Annotated in this window: 15 protein-coding genes and 2 pseudogenes; 7 read left to right on the top strand and 10 right to left on the bottom strand. The window is 69.0% G+C overall.

The window, feature by feature from the left end; translation table 11 throughout:
* The first annotated feature begins 148 nt into the window (after nt 1-148).
* Nucleotides 149-538 carry an SCO4983 family protein gene (locus tag DVH02_RS10545; protein ID WP_114623514.1) on the top strand — a complete coding sequence of 130 codons (390 nt, stop codon included), beginning with the start codon at nt 149-151 and terminating at the stop codon, nt 536-538.
* A gap of 102 nt (nt 539-640) precedes the next feature.
* Here DVH02_RS10545 and DVH02_RS10540 read toward each other — a convergent pair whose 3' ends face one another.
* From DVH02_RS10540 to DVH02_RS10530, 3 genes and pseudogenes are all read right to left on the bottom strand, one after another.
* Nucleotides 641-1,441 carry a GNAT family N-acetyltransferase gene (locus DVH02_RS10540; RefSeq protein WP_114623513.1) on the bottom strand — a complete coding sequence of 267 codons (801 nt, stop codon included), beginning with the start codon at nt 1,439-1,441 and terminating at the stop codon, nt 641-643.
* A 306-nt stretch (nt 1,442-1,747) separates the two neighbouring features.
* Nucleotides 1,748-2,203, bottom strand: a pseudogene (locus tag DVH02_RS10535) (helix-turn-helix domain-containing protein).
* 122 nt (nt 2,204-2,325) lie between these two features.
* Nucleotides 2,326-3,540, bottom strand: a complete 1,215-nt coding sequence (locus DVH02_RS10530) for an amidohydrolase family protein (RefSeq protein ID WP_114623512.1) — start codon at nt 3,538-3,540, stop codon at nt 2,326-2,328.
* A 111-nt stretch (nt 3,541-3,651) separates the two neighbouring features.
* Here DVH02_RS10530 and DVH02_RS10525 point away from each other — a divergent pair, with 111 nt between their 5' ends.
* Nucleotides 3,652-4,143: a MarR family winged helix-turn-helix transcriptional regulator gene (locus tag DVH02_RS10525; protein WP_114623511.1), complete on the top strand. Its 492-nt coding sequence runs from the start codon at nt 3,652-3,654 to the stop codon at nt 4,141-4,143.
* Between the two features lie 127 nt (nt 4,144-4,270).
* On the opposite strand, the gene DVH02_RS10520 is transcribed toward DVH02_RS10525, so the two are convergent.
* From DVH02_RS10520 to DVH02_RS35080, 4 genes are all read right to left on the bottom strand, one after another.
* The gene (locus DVH02_RS10520) at nt 4,271-5,089 is read right to left on the bottom strand and encodes an HAD family acid phosphatase (RefSeq protein ID WP_114623510.1); all 819 of its coding nucleotides are present in this window, start codon (nt 5,087-5,089) and stop codon (nt 4,271-4,273) included.
* A 292-nt stretch (nt 5,090-5,381) separates the two neighbouring features.
* Nucleotides 5,382-6,527: a methyltransferase domain-containing protein gene (locus tag DVH02_RS10515; RefSeq protein WP_114623509.1), complete on the bottom strand. Its 1,146-nt coding sequence runs from the start codon at nt 6,525-6,527 to the stop codon at nt 5,382-5,384.
* Between the two features lie 328 nt (nt 6,528-6,855).
* Nucleotides 6,856-7,143 carry a hypothetical protein gene (locus DVH02_RS35085; RefSeq protein WP_158575857.1) on the bottom strand — a complete coding sequence of 96 codons (288 nt, stop codon included), beginning with the start codon at nt 7,141-7,143 and terminating at the stop codon, nt 6,856-6,858.
* Nucleotides 7,140-7,532 (bottom strand): ATP-binding protein, encoded by a 393-nt coding sequence (locus DVH02_RS35080; protein WP_158575856.1) that lies wholly within the window; start codon nt 7,530-7,532, stop codon nt 7,140-7,142. The genes DVH02_RS35085 and DVH02_RS35080 overlap by 4 nt, the downstream gene beginning before the upstream one ends.
* A 60-nt stretch (nt 7,533-7,592) precedes the next feature.
* On the opposite strand from DVH02_RS35080, the gene DVH02_RS10510 reads away from it, so the two are divergent.
* From DVH02_RS10510 to DVH02_RS10500, 3 genes are all read left to right on the top strand, one after another.
* On the top strand, nt 7,593-8,585 hold the full coding sequence (locus tag DVH02_RS10510) for a helix-turn-helix domain-containing protein (RefSeq protein WP_233518141.1): 993 nt from the start codon (nt 7,593-7,595) through the stop codon (nt 8,583-8,585).
* Nucleotides 8,582-8,833, top strand: a complete 252-nt coding sequence (locus DVH02_RS10505) for a DUF397 domain-containing protein (protein WP_114623507.1) — start codon at nt 8,582-8,584, stop codon at nt 8,831-8,833. Before DVH02_RS10510 ends, DVH02_RS10505 begins: the two co-directional genes overlap by 4 nt.
* 70 nt (nt 8,834-8,903) lie before the next feature.
* On the top strand, nt 8,904-9,155 hold the full coding sequence (locus DVH02_RS10500; RefSeq protein WP_114623506.1) for a DUF397 domain-containing protein: 252 nt from the start codon (nt 8,904-8,906) through the stop codon (nt 9,153-9,155).
* A 128-nt stretch (nt 9,156-9,283) separates the two neighbouring features.
* On the opposite strand, the gene DVH02_RS10495 is transcribed toward DVH02_RS10500, so the two are convergent.
* Both DVH02_RS10495 and DVH02_RS10490 read right to left on the bottom strand, forming a co-directional pair.
* Nucleotides 9,284-9,805, bottom strand: a complete 522-nt coding sequence (locus DVH02_RS10495; protein WP_114623505.1) for a nuclear transport factor 2 family protein — start codon at nt 9,803-9,805, stop codon at nt 9,284-9,286.
* 147 nt (nt 9,806-9,952) lie between these two features.
* Entirely contained in the window at nt 9,953-10,990 is a 1,038-nt protein-coding gene (locus tag DVH02_RS10490; protein WP_114623504.1) for an aldo/keto reductase, read from the bottom strand.
* A gap of 99 nt (nt 10,991-11,089) precedes the next feature.
* Between DVH02_RS10490 and DVH02_RS10485 the strand changes: the two genes are divergently transcribed.
* Complete coding sequence (locus tag DVH02_RS10485) at nt 11,090-11,731, top strand: TetR/AcrR family transcriptional regulator (protein WP_114623503.1); 642 nt, start codon at nt 11,090-11,092, stop codon at nt 11,729-11,731.
* Nucleotides 11,732-11,900: 169 nt separating this feature from the next.
* On the opposite strand, the gene DVH02_RS10475 is transcribed toward DVH02_RS10485, so the two are convergent.
* On the bottom strand, nt 11,901-13,736 hold the full coding sequence (locus DVH02_RS10475) for a phosphoenolpyruvate carboxykinase (GTP) (RefSeq protein ID WP_114623502.1): 1,836 nt from the start codon (nt 13,734-13,736) through the stop codon (nt 11,901-11,903).
* A 364-nt stretch (nt 13,737-14,100) separates the two neighbouring features.
* Here DVH02_RS10475 and DVH02_RS10470 point away from each other — a divergent pair.
* Nucleotides 14,101-14,254, top strand: a pseudogene (locus DVH02_RS10470) (PAQR family membrane homeostasis protein TrhA); the annotation flags it as partial.

Raw genomic sequence — 14,254 nt, 5'->3', positions numbered from 1 at the left:
CCCCTCCGCTCCCCCCATCCCCTCCGCTCCCTCCTTCGCCTCCCGGCGTCTTCGTCGGTCCGTCACTCTCGGCAATCTCAGGAATACGCTCAATTTTAGACTGAATCCAAGGTAGGATGGTCTCCTGACGACGCCAGGAGGCCATCCCATGTATGAGCCGATCCGTACGAAGTCGGTCCACGCGATGGCCGACGCCGATGCCGACTTCCCGCACCGCAGCCGCGAGGAGGAGCTGGACATCCAGCTCGCGGGCCATCTCGCCGCACTCCTCGCCGTGACCGACGAACTGGCTCTGGACCCGGCTGCCGAGTCGATCGCCACCCAGGTCGCCCGGCTCCGTGGCGCCCCGCCCGCCCGGCACGCCGGACTCACCGGCTCCGACCCCGCGGCCCTGCACCGCCGCGCCCTCGCGCTGGCGGGCCGCGCCCTGGTCGTCGCCGCCTCCCGCGCCGACACGGCCGTGGCGATCCTCGCGGCGGAACGCATGGACGCGCACACGGCCGCCCTGGCCGGACCGCCGCTCGTCGGCGCCCACTGACGGCCCCGGCCCGCGCGCCTCGGACACGCGCGGACCGGCAGGCCACCCACCCGCCGGGCACGAGGGCACGGAGGCCCGAGGCGGTCGTCGGCTCCGCAGCCGTCAGCCCCGCAGACCGTAGAAGTGGAGCGGGGAGTTCGGCCTGAAGCCGATACGCGGATATACGGGCGCCCCGGCGACGGTCGCGTGCAGCGTGGCGCGGGTCAGCCCGGTCGCCCGGGAGCCCTCGTACAGCGCCTTGCGCGTGACCGCTTCGCCGTAACCTCTGCGCTGCCACTCCGGATCCGTGGCGACCATCATGACGAAGAGCCGGCCCGCTGCCGCGACCGTGGCGGCGCACGCCACCGGGAGGCCGCCCCGCATGGCCAGGTACGCGTGCACCCCGGACTTCCAGAGCGCGGAGCCGACGAGTCCGTCGCGCCCCTCTTCCAAGGCGAAGCCGTAGCCGCGCGAGTTGATGTCCGCGTAGGCCCGCAGCTGTTCGTCGGTGGTCACCCGCGCGAACGTGAGGTCCGGGTGAACGGGATCGGGGACAGGCAGGAAGTCACCGGCCATACCGGTTCCGGGGAAGGCGTACTCCAGCCCCGCCAGCTCGGCAGCCTCCTCCAGCACGGAGCGGGCGCCGTCGTCGAGCAGATCCTCGAAGAGCCACAGAAAGCCCGGGTGCTTCTTCGTCCGCATGATGTCCGCTGTCAGGGCCAGACGCCGCCGAAGCAGCTCCGCGTCGGCGCCCACATCGGTCAGGGTGACGGCATTCCAGAACGCGAACCGGCAGTCCGCCCACCGCACGGCGACACCCGGCAGGTCGCGCACGTCCGCGTCCGCGTCCCGGTCGAGCACCATGGCCCGCCAGGCCACGGTGAGCTGCTCCATCGATTCGATGGACTCGGCAAGATCCGTCATCGCGTCTCCTGAGATCGTCAAGAAACTCATTCGTACAGGCCACTGCGCACCGATGTCGACGACGACGCCCCGTACCGGCACGTGCGCCCCGCACCGGTACGTGACCGATGCGGGGCGCGGCTCTCCGGGCTGTGCGGTCCAGGGCTGGGGTCTTTCGTTTGGATCAGGCCGGATGAGGGAGCGGGGTGCGGTGCCGTGGATCGCAAGGCGGAGGAAGGAGCCCACGCGGAGCGTAGGCGACGGACGACAACGCGGCGAGGCGCGGCACCAGGGCCCGCGAGCCCTGCCTGATCCAAACGAAAGGCCCTAGCTGTACTGACCCGCAGCATTGTTGACTCGGCTGATGGGCGGGTGGCCGCCGAGCGCAGTGTGGCACCGGTGATGGTTGTAGGTGTGAAGGAACTCCACGAGAGCTGCGGTGCGCTCGGCGTTGCTGAAGTACGGGCGCACGTACGCCCACTCGTCGAGCAGCGTGCGGTTCGGTCGTCGCCTGCCTGCTGGCTCCGGCCTGCTGGCGGGGCATCATGCGGTGCCCGCCGCCGTCGGGGATATTGCCGAGCTTCTTGATGTCGACGTGGGCTGGCTCGTGCGGTCGAACTGGCCGGCGTCGCCCTCGTCGCGCCACCGGCGTACCCACTTGTAGGCCGTGGCGCGGGAGATGCCCATTTCGTCGGCCACGTGCGCGACGGGGCGACCGGCTCGGACCCGGTCGATCAGAAGCCGTCTGCCGTGGACGGTCAGCCGGGCATTGGGGTGGGGCACGAAGACCTCTGCTGTGGTGTGGATCTTGATCAGCCGTCTGGGCTCAGGCGGGCAGCGCAGGCATGTATGAGGCCGCCGACCTGGTGGTCGACGGCCTCGGCACGGTCTGATGGGCGGCGGGGTCACGCCGCCAGGTGGGTGCCGCGGCGCCAGACGGCACGGGTGTTGAGGGTGTCGCTGATGTTGCTGACCGGGTCGCCGTCGACCAGCAGAAGGTCGGCGCGGAGTCCCTCGGCGATGCGGCCCCGGTCGCTGAGACGGAAGCGGCGGGCTGTGGTCGCTGTGGCCGCGCGCAGGGCCCGCGAGGGCGTAAGGCCGGCTGCCACGAGGTACTGCAGTTCGTGGTGCAGGCTCGCTCCGTGCGCCAGGCCCCCGAAGAACGTCTCGGGCATGGAGACGTCGGAGCCGGCCAGCACGTCGATGCCGGCGGCATCCAGAGCGCGCACGGTGTCGTACACGTCATCGAGCTTGCCCTGCGGGTAGCGGTTGTAGCTGGAGCGCAGCGTCTGGTCCCACTTGCTGTCGAGGCGGGCGGCGACCCGGGGGTCGTCGGCGAGTTCGCTGCCGGTGATCCCCATCATCGAGGCGTTGAGGCTGATGCAGGGAATGACGAACATGCCCGCGTCCTTGATGAGGCTGATGATCTCGGTGGTGTGTGGCTGGTCCATGAATACGTGGGTGACACCGTCGATGCCGGCTTCGGCGGCCATCCTGGTGGCCTCCACGGTCAGCGCGTGGGCCACGGTAAGGGCGCCATGCTTCTTGGCTTCGGCCACACCGGCGTTCACGGTGACCTGGTCGAGCGAGGGCAGCCCGGGGTGTCCCTCCACGCTGCCATCGTCGATCATGAACTTGATGAAGTCGGATCCTCGGGCGAGGAGTTGGGGGACGAAGGCCGCCGCTTCCTCGGGGGTGGTGGAGAACGGCATCAGTGGCATCACCGGCGGGAGGTCCCACTTCGGCCGGAAGCCCTCGGGCATCAGCTCGCTCGGGTGACCACCGGGCGGGGTGATGGCAAAGCCGGAAGAGCGCACGTCAGCCAGGGTGTCATCGTCGGTAATAGGCCCCCGGTTCTCTCGCGTGTTCATGCCCTGCATCTCCAGTTCGGTCGTCACCCCGAACCGTAGGGCGAGCGCCAGGGAACCCGGAGCGGAGTGGACATGGGCGTCGATGAGTCCTGGCAGAAGTGTGGCGCCGCTGCCGTCGACGATCTCGGCCCCTGCGGGGGCGTCGCCGCCGATGCGGGCGATGCGCCCACCCTCGACGAGCACGGTGGTCACCCCCAGCGTCTTCTCGCCGTCGAAGACCCGGGCACCGGTAATTGCGGTTACGGACATGGCTTACCTCGATCCTGTTGTACGACCCCTCCCCCCAATATATAGCTAAAGCTATGGACATGCTTGACGGCATCGTTATGCGTGTCGACCAAACCTCTCTAGGATGGGGACATGAGTAGCTCGTCAACGTCCCGAGAGGCCGGTAAGAGCCTCTTCGATCAGGTCGGTCCTGCCCTGTCGCGGCTGCGGCGGCGCACCTCGGGCGGACGCAGGGACCTGACCCGCAACCTCGTCCTGAACGTGGTCGCGGATGCGCCCGGAGAGATGACGGTCGGCGGCATCGCCGCCGAGATGGGCGTCACCCAGCCCGTCGCCAGCCGCACCATCGCCGCGTGCATCACCGACGGGCTGCTGCGGCGAGCCGTATCCCAGGCAGACGGCCGCCGGACCGTCCTTGAACTCACGCAGGCCGGCAAAGCCGAGCGCCGCCGGTTCGCCTCCGAGCAGCGCGAGACCTTTGAGCAGATCACCGCTGCGTGGGAGCCGGCCGAGCGCACCCAGTTCGCTCAATTCCTCATCCGCTACAGCCAGGACGCCAGCGCCTGGTCCGCCCGGCAGATCCCCCGCAGCGAAGGCGACGCACATACCCGCGCACAAGGCTGAACCCCCTGTAGGACGGAACCGCAGTGCAGGACCCGCGTCAAGCCGCACCATCGCCCGCGGTCCACATCCCGGAAACCGGACGAAGTGAGCCCCTGGTCACCGTCAACAACGCTCGTGGGTAATACACCTAGGAGACGAAGTAGGTGGGGTTGGGGATCTTGTAGGTCTTCTCGGCGTACCCGCCGTCCAGGTCGGAGTACTGGTCGCCGAAGCTGCCGATGATGTCGTAACCGGCCGCCTCGATGTGCTTCCGCGTGCCCGCCTTGTACTGCACGGTGGTGCACTTCCACGCGGCGGCGGTGGCGCAGTCGCTCAGGTAGGCGGGCGGGGCCGTCTTGTTCTTCAGGATGACGTGCTCGGTGTCGAGCTGCGTCTTGAAGCCGACCTCGGCGAGGTTCTTAACGGCGGGCGCGCGCAGCGACTCGCTCAGACCGGAGAGGAAGAAGACCGCCACGCCCTGGCTCTTGGCGTACGTGACGAGTTCGGGCATGCCGAAGACCGCCGGGCGGTCGGCCTGGCCGACGTAGGCGTTCCAGGTGGCGTCGTTGTAGACGTAGTTGCTCTTCTTCTCGTAGTCGAAGCTGAGCAGCGAGGTGTCGTCGATGTCCAGCACGATGGCCGGCCTGGCCTTCTTCTTGCCCTGATTCTTGCCGGACCCCTTGGCCTTGGCGAGGACCTTGATGTCCTGCTTCGCCTGGGAGAGCACGCTGGCGACGTCCTTGGCGTACCCGCTCCTGGGCGAAGCCTGGTAGACGCCGTTGGCGTCCGGGGTGGCGCCGTAGTACGTGTCCAGCTCCCCGACGAGGAGGCCGATGTTGTGGGGCTCGCTGCTCTGCCGGGCCTCGGTGTAGTGGGTACGGGCCGTGGCGACGCCGGTGCCGTACAGGGCGGCGCCTGCGACGGCACAAGCGGTGGCGATGCCCGCCACCCGGAGTGACTTGCGCATGAATCGACTCTTTCGCGTCGGATCGGGACTGCGAGAACGGGACTACGGGAACGGGGGTTGCGGGAACGTGAGTGCGGGAACGTGGCTGCGGGAACCGGACTGCGGGAAGGGAGCCGTGGCCGCCGCGCGCATTCCGCGCGGGCAGTGCCGCAGGCCAGAGCATGTCTACGCGCATCACACACGCCTCGCAAGGAACTTTGCCCATCTATTGCGGTAATGGCGAGGGAACCTTGACTTTTGGTCCGCCTCGGCAGTCGCGTTCCGCGACACCCCCGCGGTGAGGATGGTTCCCTCACCGCGAGCGCGGGTGCGGATCCCGGGAGGTCGTCGTCCAGCGAGGGCCGGTGTCCCTGTCCCCGCTCCAGATGTCCTGCCGGTCGGGCGTGCGGGTCATGCCGAAGTCGTAGAGGCCGGGTTCACCCGCACGCTCCCACTTCCGCCAGGCCCGAGCGGTCTCGTCGGCCAGCCGCCGGGGTCCTCCCTGATACGCCATGGCCGCGCCGTTCGCGGCTGCGTCGAGGGTGGCCCAGGAGGAACGCCCGTCGTGCAGCCACGCGGTCACACCGTCGCGGGCCCTGGTGATGATCCGCACGTCCGGCAGGACGACACGTACCGCGAACAGCAGGCTGACGTCCGTATGCAGGCGTCGCACATCCCCGGCGAAGGGGCCGACGGTCTCAGGAGCCGCATCACCCCGGACCCGGTCCCAGGGCAGACCTTGGCCGACTCCTCGGCTCGGCATGAACATCGCCAGGCCCTGCATCCAACCGCTCGCCGAGCAGCCGTCGTCCGCCACGGTGAGCGCCACATGCCCGAGCCGGCCCCACGGCGTGACGATCCGTCCCCCCGGACGGGTCTGCTCCACCCACGACCACGGCACCTCGTCGACGGCGTACGTCGCGATGACGCGGTCGTACGGAGCGTCCTCGGCCATGCCCCGGGCACCGTCGCCGACGACGACACTCACCCCGGCACCGACCGCGTCGAGGCGGGTGCGCGCGCCGGTCGCGAGCCGGGGGTCGACTTCCACGGTGGTGACCTGTCCGGGACCGGTCCGTGCGGCAAGAAGGGCGGCGTTCCACCCGGCCCCGGTACCCAGTTCGAGAACCCGGTGGCCGGGCTCGGGCATCAGCGAGTCGAGCATGTCGACCACGACGGACTGACAGGACAGGCTGGAGGTGGCCAGTCCGTCCGTGATCTGCGTGACGGTGGCCTCGTCGGGGGACGGATAGACGAGTTCCGCCCAGCGTCCGGGATCCGTCGCGCGGTCCACCGGCACGTAGGCGGATCCGTCCCAGACCCACACCCGGTCCGGCGCGAAGAGGTGCCGGGGCAGCGCGTCGACGGCCGGGCGGATCCACGGCGAATCGGCCGGCCAGGCGGCCTCCTTGTCGAGGGCGATGTCAAGCCGTTGCCGCAGCTCGGCGAACTCGTCCACCGCTACTTCCTGCGTGTGCCGCTGGGAGGCGGCGACTTCGGAACCTGCCCGTCGGAGTTCCCGGGCGGGGGTTTCCCCTCGCCCGGATCCGGATCCGGGTCCGGATCCGGCTTACGGTGATCGCCGCCCACGGGAGTCGCCTTTCTCGGCGGACAGAACAGTTCCAGATTACCGATCGCCCGGTACGCCGCGCAGCCAAAACGGGCAAACCGCATGACACGAGTCACTCGGCAGGTCGAGCCTCAGCACGCCCGGAGAGCAACCACTCCAGGTTCGGCAGGACGTCGTCCAACGCGGCGGCGAGAGCGGACGCGTGCTCGGGGCAGCCCTACACGTCGGCTCCAGCGCCGCTGGCGGAGGGCGGGGCGCCCAACTTGCGCACGTCGCGGGTGGCGCCGCAGGAGGCGCAGGGGTAGTGGATCAACGGGCCCTCTTCTTGTGTGGGTTCCGCCTCTTCGGCTTCGAGCGGTACGGTCCCGCCCAGCCCCACCAGCAGCACCTTGAGCCAGCGGACATAGGCGGGATCGTCGCGCGTCATGGGCGGCGCGGCCGGGTCGATCGGATCGGTCGGATCGGTCGGACCGGTCGGACCGGTCGGATCGGTCGGATCGGTCACGGGCCCACCGCCAGCCTGAAGATCAGCCCTTTCCCCCGCATGGTCCGGACGACGGACCACCCGGGGGCGAGCAGGTCGAGCAACTCCAGCCCCCGGCCGCACTGATCCCACACGCCGTGCCGCCGTCGCTCGGGCAGCGTCTCGCTCCGGTCGTGCACCTCGACCTGGACCGACCCGCCGTGAGGCGCGTGACAGATCAGATCGAACCCACCGCTCCCCGCGTGCAGTACGGCGTTGGTGGCGGTCTCGCTGACCAGCAGCCGCACGGTCTCGTGGTCCACCGACGGAAACGGCGCGTACGCGCGGACCGCTATGGCGCGGGCCTCGGACACGGCGACAGCCGTGCAGGGGTAACGCTCGACCGCCAGGACGTAACCGCACTGATCCATGACCCACACCTTTCGGGCGCGCAGGGGTGACTGCACACCAGAGCCGGATGCGTTCGTGGCGTGCGCGACCCAGCTTGGTCGCGCGACCAGGTCGCGCGCAAGCCGATCCCGCGAAGCCATCCTTTCGAGCGCTACTCTGCTGACATCGGCACCCATAACGACCAGAAGGAACCACCAGTGCCTGCAAGTGTCAGCTCCAACTCGGTCTTCGCTATGCGGAAGGTCGGCGATGAACTTGTAAGACTGCGCGAGCAGGTCGGCCTTCGGCAGGACGACATCGCGATACGACTTGGCTGCACCCGTCACACCGTCAGCAAGATCGAACGAGGCAAGGCGTTCCCTACGCTTGAGCAGTTCGAAGTCATGATGAGTGCGTACGAAGCGAGCCCGGAGATCCGCACGGGCATAGAAGCCAAGATCGAGGAGGGCAGGTCCCACGGGCGCGCTTGGTTCGAACAGCCGAGATTTCGAACGCTGTACCCGGGATCCTCCTACCGCTACCTCTCCCTCGAAGACAACGCGGAACGCATCTCGCTGCATTCAGGTACGTACGTACCAGGAATCCTCCAGACCCGTGAATACATCGAGACACTTATCGCTTTCGGCCAAGCCCACGAGAGTGTGAAGCACCGAGAGACCTTCCTCGAAGCCCGAATGAACCGGAAGGGGATCCTCTCGCGTGACAACCCAGTCATCCTCAAAGCGCTCTGCCTGGAAGCTGGCCTCCTGGCTGTCGTGGGTGGCCCCGAGACCATGCGCACACAGCTTCGACACTTGATTTCGTGCGCCGCACAGCCGAACATCACGCTGCGTGTGATCCCTCTCGCCGCAGGGGCCGCGAGCGTAGCGAGCTCCCCGTTCACCATCATGGACTTTCCCGGAGGTGAGGACCGCAGCGTCGTATCACAGGACTTGCCGCGAGGGGACGCCTTCCAGGACGACCCTGCCGAAGTACGGAATCTCCGCGAGAAGTTCATCAACCTGGAAAATAATGCGCTGGACGAGGAAGCCACCGTCCAGCGCATCGAAGAGATCGAAAAGGAACTCTCATGAGTACATCGGAGAATGACCTCTACACCGCACCGCTCGACGGCCAGTGGGAGAAATCCTCATACAGCTTTGGCTCATCGGACCAGTGCGTCCTGCTCATGCCCATTGTCGGCGGTGTTGCCTTCGGCGATTCCAAGCGCCGCGACTTGGATGGCGCGCTGCGGTTCACCGACCAGGAGATGCTCGCCCACATCCTCGCCGTCAAGGCGGGCCAATACGACCACCTCATCTCCGAAGGCTCCCAACTTTGAGCTCAGGAGCCCCAACGATCGTCCCGTTCAAGAGCGGTGGCAGAACCGCCGCCCTGGGTAAGGAACACTCATGGGTAACTCAAAGGGCGACCTCTACGCCGCACCGCTCGACGGCGAGTGGGAAAAGTCCTCGTACAGCGCGACCGATGGCCCCAACTGCCTCCAGATCATGCCCATCAACGGCGGCGTCGCCTTCGGCGACACCAAGCGCCGCGACCTGGACGGCGCCCTGCGCTTCACCGACAGAGAGATGCTGGCCCACATACTCGCCGTCAAGGCGGGCCAGTACGACCACCTCATCCCCGACGGCACCGAACTCTGACCCCAGAGGCCCTCACGGGGCCGGGGCGGCCACCGCTGCGAACCCGCATGTACGGCTTCGTCGGCTCTCCGGCGGCCCGCTGCCGCCGCCGACGACCGTGCTCGTTGAGAGGCGCGGCCGTCCCGGCGTCAGCGCGGCGCCTCGACCCTGTCGATCAGCTCGTTGACGGCGACCATGTCCAGGTACGCGTACGCCCGTACCACCGCGTCGCGCCGGAAGGTCAGCACCCAGCAGTACTCGTTGTGGTACGGCAGCCCGTCGAGGGCGGTCGCGTCTCCTTCGAAGCGCGCGATGACCGTGTCACCGTCGGCCCACAGCTCCTGAGGTGTCATGTGCAGGTAGGTGCCCAGACGGGTCAGGATCGGCGCCGATCCCTCCTCCAGGAACTCCCGCCTGCTGCGGTAGGTCCGCCCGTTGACCACGGTCCAGACGGCGTGCTCGTCCAGGACGTCGTAGAAGCTCCCGCCACCGTTCTGTCGCGCGAACGCCTCGCGCACGAGTGCCTTGTTCACGCGCTCCCGGTCGGACTCACGAGGTGTGACCGGGCTCCGTCCACGGTGCGGGATCGCTTCGGCCGGTGTCCCCGCGAACAGCAGACCGCCCGTAGCGGCGGCGAGTGTGACGAATCCGCGTCGGCTGCGCCGTTCCATGCGGTCGCTCCTCCCCGTCCGCTTACCGCTTTCGCCTTGCCGTGCCCCCATGGTCCGCCGACGGCCCGCGAGCAGCCAGGGCATGCTGTACCCAGGTAGGGCACACCCGGCCGGGAACTCGCGGCAGTTCACCCCGCCGTCGGCCACTCACCCCGCCATCGGCCGGTTCAGCCGCGCGAATCCCTCCTGGCGGCGGTACGGGAAGTACGGATACGGCGCGGTGCGGGCGCTCGCCGCGTCGAGCCGGGCGAGCTGGTCGGGCGTCAGGCGCCAGCCCACCGCGCCGAGGTTCTGCCGGAGCTGCTCCTCGTTGCGGGCGCCGATGATGACGGACGAGACCGTCGGGCGCCCCAGCAGCCAGTTGATGGCGATCTGCGGGACCGTCCTGCCGGTCTCCCCCGCGACCAACTCCAGCGCGTCGAGCACCCGGTAGAGGTACCCCTCCTCGACCGGCGGTCCGAAGTCGGCGGTCTCGTGCAGCCGGCTGCCCGCCGGGACCGGTCGGCCACGGCGGAGCCGGCCCGTGAGCCGTCCCCAGCCGAGCGGGCTCCAGACGACCGCGCCGACGCCCTGGTCCTGCCCGAGCGGCATCAGCTCCCACTCGTCATCACGGCCGATCAGCGAGTAGTAGACCTGGTGCGCGACGTACCGCGTCCGTCCGTGCCTCTCTGCACTCGCGAGCGACTTCATCAGCTGCCAGCCGGAGAAGTTGGAGACTCCGGTGTAGCGGATCTTCCCGGCGCGTACGAGATCGTCGAGCGCGCCCAGCACCTCATCGACCGGCGTCGTCGCGTCGAAGGCGTGCGGCTGGAACAGGTCGATGTAGTCGGTGCCGAGCCGGCGCAGCGCGTCCTCGGTCGCGCGGATCAGCCGGGAGCGCGACGTGCCCGCGTCGCCGGGACCGTCCCCCATCGGCAGCCCGGCCTTGGTGGAGATGATCACTTGGTCCCTGCGCCCCTTGACGGCCGCTCCCAGCACCTCCTCCGAGGCACCGTTCGAGTACACGTCGGCGGTGTCGAACATGGTGACGCCCGCGTCGAGGCAGATGTCCAGCAAGCGGCGCGCCTCCTGTGCGTCCGTGCTGCCCCAGGCCCCGAAGAGCGCGCCCCGGCCGCCGAAGGTGCCCGCTCCGAAGCTCAACTCGGGGACCTTGAGTCCGGATGCGCCCAGTTGTCTGTATTCCATGACTGGTCAGCCCTCTCCGATACCACTAATGGGTCAATAGTTCCGTTAAGCTCTCTCACGGTAACAGCTCGGGAGGTCTAATGGAACGGGAGTCCCGTTATGGTGAATGAGGGCGACAGCCAGGGCGAGGCCGAGGGTGATCCCGGCACCGTCCGCCCCGGTGGCCGTACCGCCCGGGTACGGGCGGCCGTCCTGCGCGCGGCCGAGGACGCGCTCGCCGAGCACGGCTTCGCACGGCTCGACCTCGGCGACATCGCACGCCGCGCCGGGGTCGGCCGTACCACCGTCTATCGCCGCTGGGGTACGGTCACCGCGCTCGTCGCCGACGTGCTCGCCGACATGGCCGAGCAGTCGGAGCGCCGCGCCGATACCGGCTCGCTCCTGGCGGACCTGCGGGCCAACGCCCGCCTCGTACAACGGACTCTGACCGATCCCCGGCAGGCCGCGCTGTTCAAGGCGGTGATCGCGGCGGCCACGTCGGACGCGCGTACGGCAGAGGCCATGCACCGCTTCTACCAGCGGCGCATATCGGAGTGGTCACCCTGCGTCGAGCAGGCGATCGAGCGCGGAGAGTTGCCCGAGGGCACGGATCCCGCCGAGGTGATCAGGGCCGTGTCCGCGCCGCTCTACTACCGCCTGCTGGCCAGCGGCGATCCGCTCGGCCCCGACGTGGCGGACCGGGCGGCCGAGGCGGCGGTGGCGGCGGCGCGCGCGGGGGCGTACGTACGGATCGTGCCGTGACGGATCGTGCCGTGACGGATCGCCCCCTGACAGATTGTGCCGTGACGGATCGCGCCGTAACCCGGATCGCCCCGTAACGGATCGTCCATAACGGGGTCGCGCCGTCACGCACCCGTGCCCCCGGGGCCTCAGCAGGCTCCGGGGGCGGGCACTTTCGTGGCGGGGCGCGTCAGCCCAGGCGCTCGACCAGCGCGTGGTACTCGTCCCACAGCTCCTTGGGCGCGTGGTCGCCGAAGGTGTTGAGGTGCTCGGGGACGAGCGCCGCCTCCTCGCGCCAGACCTCCTTGTCGACGGAGAGCAGGAAGTCGAGTTCGCGGTCGGACAGCGTCAGGCCGTCCGTGTCCAGGGACTCCCTCGTCGGCAGGATGCCGATCGGCGTCTTGACGCCGTCCGCCGTACCCTCAAGCCGTTCGACGATCCACTTCAGGACCCGGCTGTTCTCGCCGAAGCCGGGCCAGACGAACCGGCCCGCCTCGTCCTTGCGGAACCAGTTCACGTAGTAGATCTTCGGCAGCTTCGCCTGCTCCTTTCCGGCACCGACCTTGACCCAGTGCGCCATGTAGTCGCCCATGTTGTAGCCGCAGAAGGGCAGCATGGCGAACGGGTCCCGGCGCAGTTCACCGACCTTGCCCTCGGCCGCCGCCGTCTTCTCCGAGGCGACGTTCGCACCGAGGAAGACGCCGTGCTGCCAGTCGAACGACTCGGTGACCAGCGGTACGGCGGAGGCGCGGCGACCGCCGAAGAGGATCGCCGAGATCGGTACGCCCCTGGGGTCCTCCCACTCGGGCGCGATGATCGGGCACTGTCCGGCCGGCACGGTGAAGCGGGCGTTGGGGTGGGCGGCGGGCGTGCCGGACTCCGGGGTCCAGTCGTTGCCCTTCCAGTCGGTGAGGTGCGCGGGCGCCTCCTCGGTCATGCCCTCCCACCAGATGTCGCCGTCGTCGGTGAGCGCCACGTTGGTGAAGACCGAGTTGCCCCACATGGTCTTCATCGCGTTGGCGTTGGTGTGCTCGCCGGTGCCGGGCGCGACGCCGAAGAAGCCCGCCTCCGGGTTGATCGCGTACAGCCGGCCGTCCTCGCCGAACCGCATCCAGGCGATGTCGTCCCCGATGGTCTCCACCGTCCAGCCGGAGATCGTCGGCTCCAGCATGGCGAGGTTGGTCTTGCCGCAGGCGGACGGGAAGGCCGCCGCGACGTACTTCGCCTCTCCCCGGGGCGGGGTGAGCTTGAGGATCAGCATGTGCTCGGCGAGCCAGCCCTCGTCGCGCGCCATGACGGAGGCGATGCGCAGCGCGTAGCACTTCTTGCCCAGCAGCGCGTTGCCTCCGTAGCCCGAACCGTACGACCAGATCTCGCGCGACTCGGGGAAGTGCGAGATGTACTTGGTGGAGTTGCAGGGCCACGGCACGTCGGCCTCGCCCGGCGCGAGCGGCGCGCCCAGCGTGTGGACGGCCTTCACGAAGAAGCCGTCGGAGCCCAGTTCGTCGAGGACCGGCTGTCCCATGCGGGTCATGGTGCGCATGGAGGCCGCGACGTACGCGGAGTCGGTGATCTCGACGCCGATCGCGGAGAGCGGCGAGCCCAGCGGGCCCATGCAGAACGGCACCACGTACATGGTCCGGCCGCGCATCGCGCCACGGAAGATGCCCTGGTCACCGGCGAAGATGTCGCGCATCTCGGCCGGGGCCTTCCAGTGGTTGGTGGGGCCAGCGTCCTCCTCCTTCTCGGAGCAGATGTAGGTCCGGTCCTCGACGCGCGCCACATCGGAGGGGTCGGAGGCCGCGTAGTACGAGTTGGGGCGCTTGACCGGGTCGAGTTTGCGGAACGTGCCCTTGGCGACAAGCTCCCCGCACAGGCGCTCGTACTCGCTCTCGGACCCGTCGCACCAGACCACCCTGTCCGGCTGCGTGAGGGCGACGATCTCGTCCACCCAGGAGATCAGCTCCTGGTGGTCGGTGGGGAGGGGGTTGAACATGCTGGTGGGAGCCGCGTTTTCGCGCGCCACGATTGCTCCTTGATGAGGGTTTTGAGGTTGTCTGCCCCTTGGGGGCTGCGACCCGGATGCTTCGTAGCCGCTCATCCGGTGCCGACCGCACTCATTTGATCATCCGACGGTAGCGCCCATCTGTCCAGAGGGCCGCACACGTGAGCATCGCCACTCGTCACGGTGCGCGTGGCGCCGCGATCCGCCGGGCGTGGCGCCCCGATACCGTCGGGCGCGGTGCCGCGATCCGCAGGCCGTGGCACCGCGATCCCTGGGACGTGGCGCCGCGATACCGTCGGGCGCGGTGCCGCGCCACCGTCGCGCCCGACACCGTTAACCAGCCGTACCGAGACGTAACCTACGGACCCGTAGGTAGCATGAGCCCATGAACCCTGCCGCGTCCGATCCGCCCGCGAACGCCCCGCAGTCCGAAGGGGGGCCGGTCGAGATCCAGCTGCCGAGCCCGGTCAAGCCGAAACTGCGCGGCTGGCTGCACGCGGGCATGTTCCCCGCCGTACTGGTCGCGGGGGTGGCCCTGA

Origin of the sequence: Streptomyces corynorhini, assembly GCF_003346515.1 — a bacterium.
GTDB classification, from domain to species: domain Bacteria; phylum Actinomycetota; class Actinomycetes; order Streptomycetales; family Streptomycetaceae; genus Streptomyces; species Streptomyces corynorhini.
Note: the sequence above shows the minus strand (reverse complement) of the source record. Positions and strands in the feature narration are given on the sequence as shown.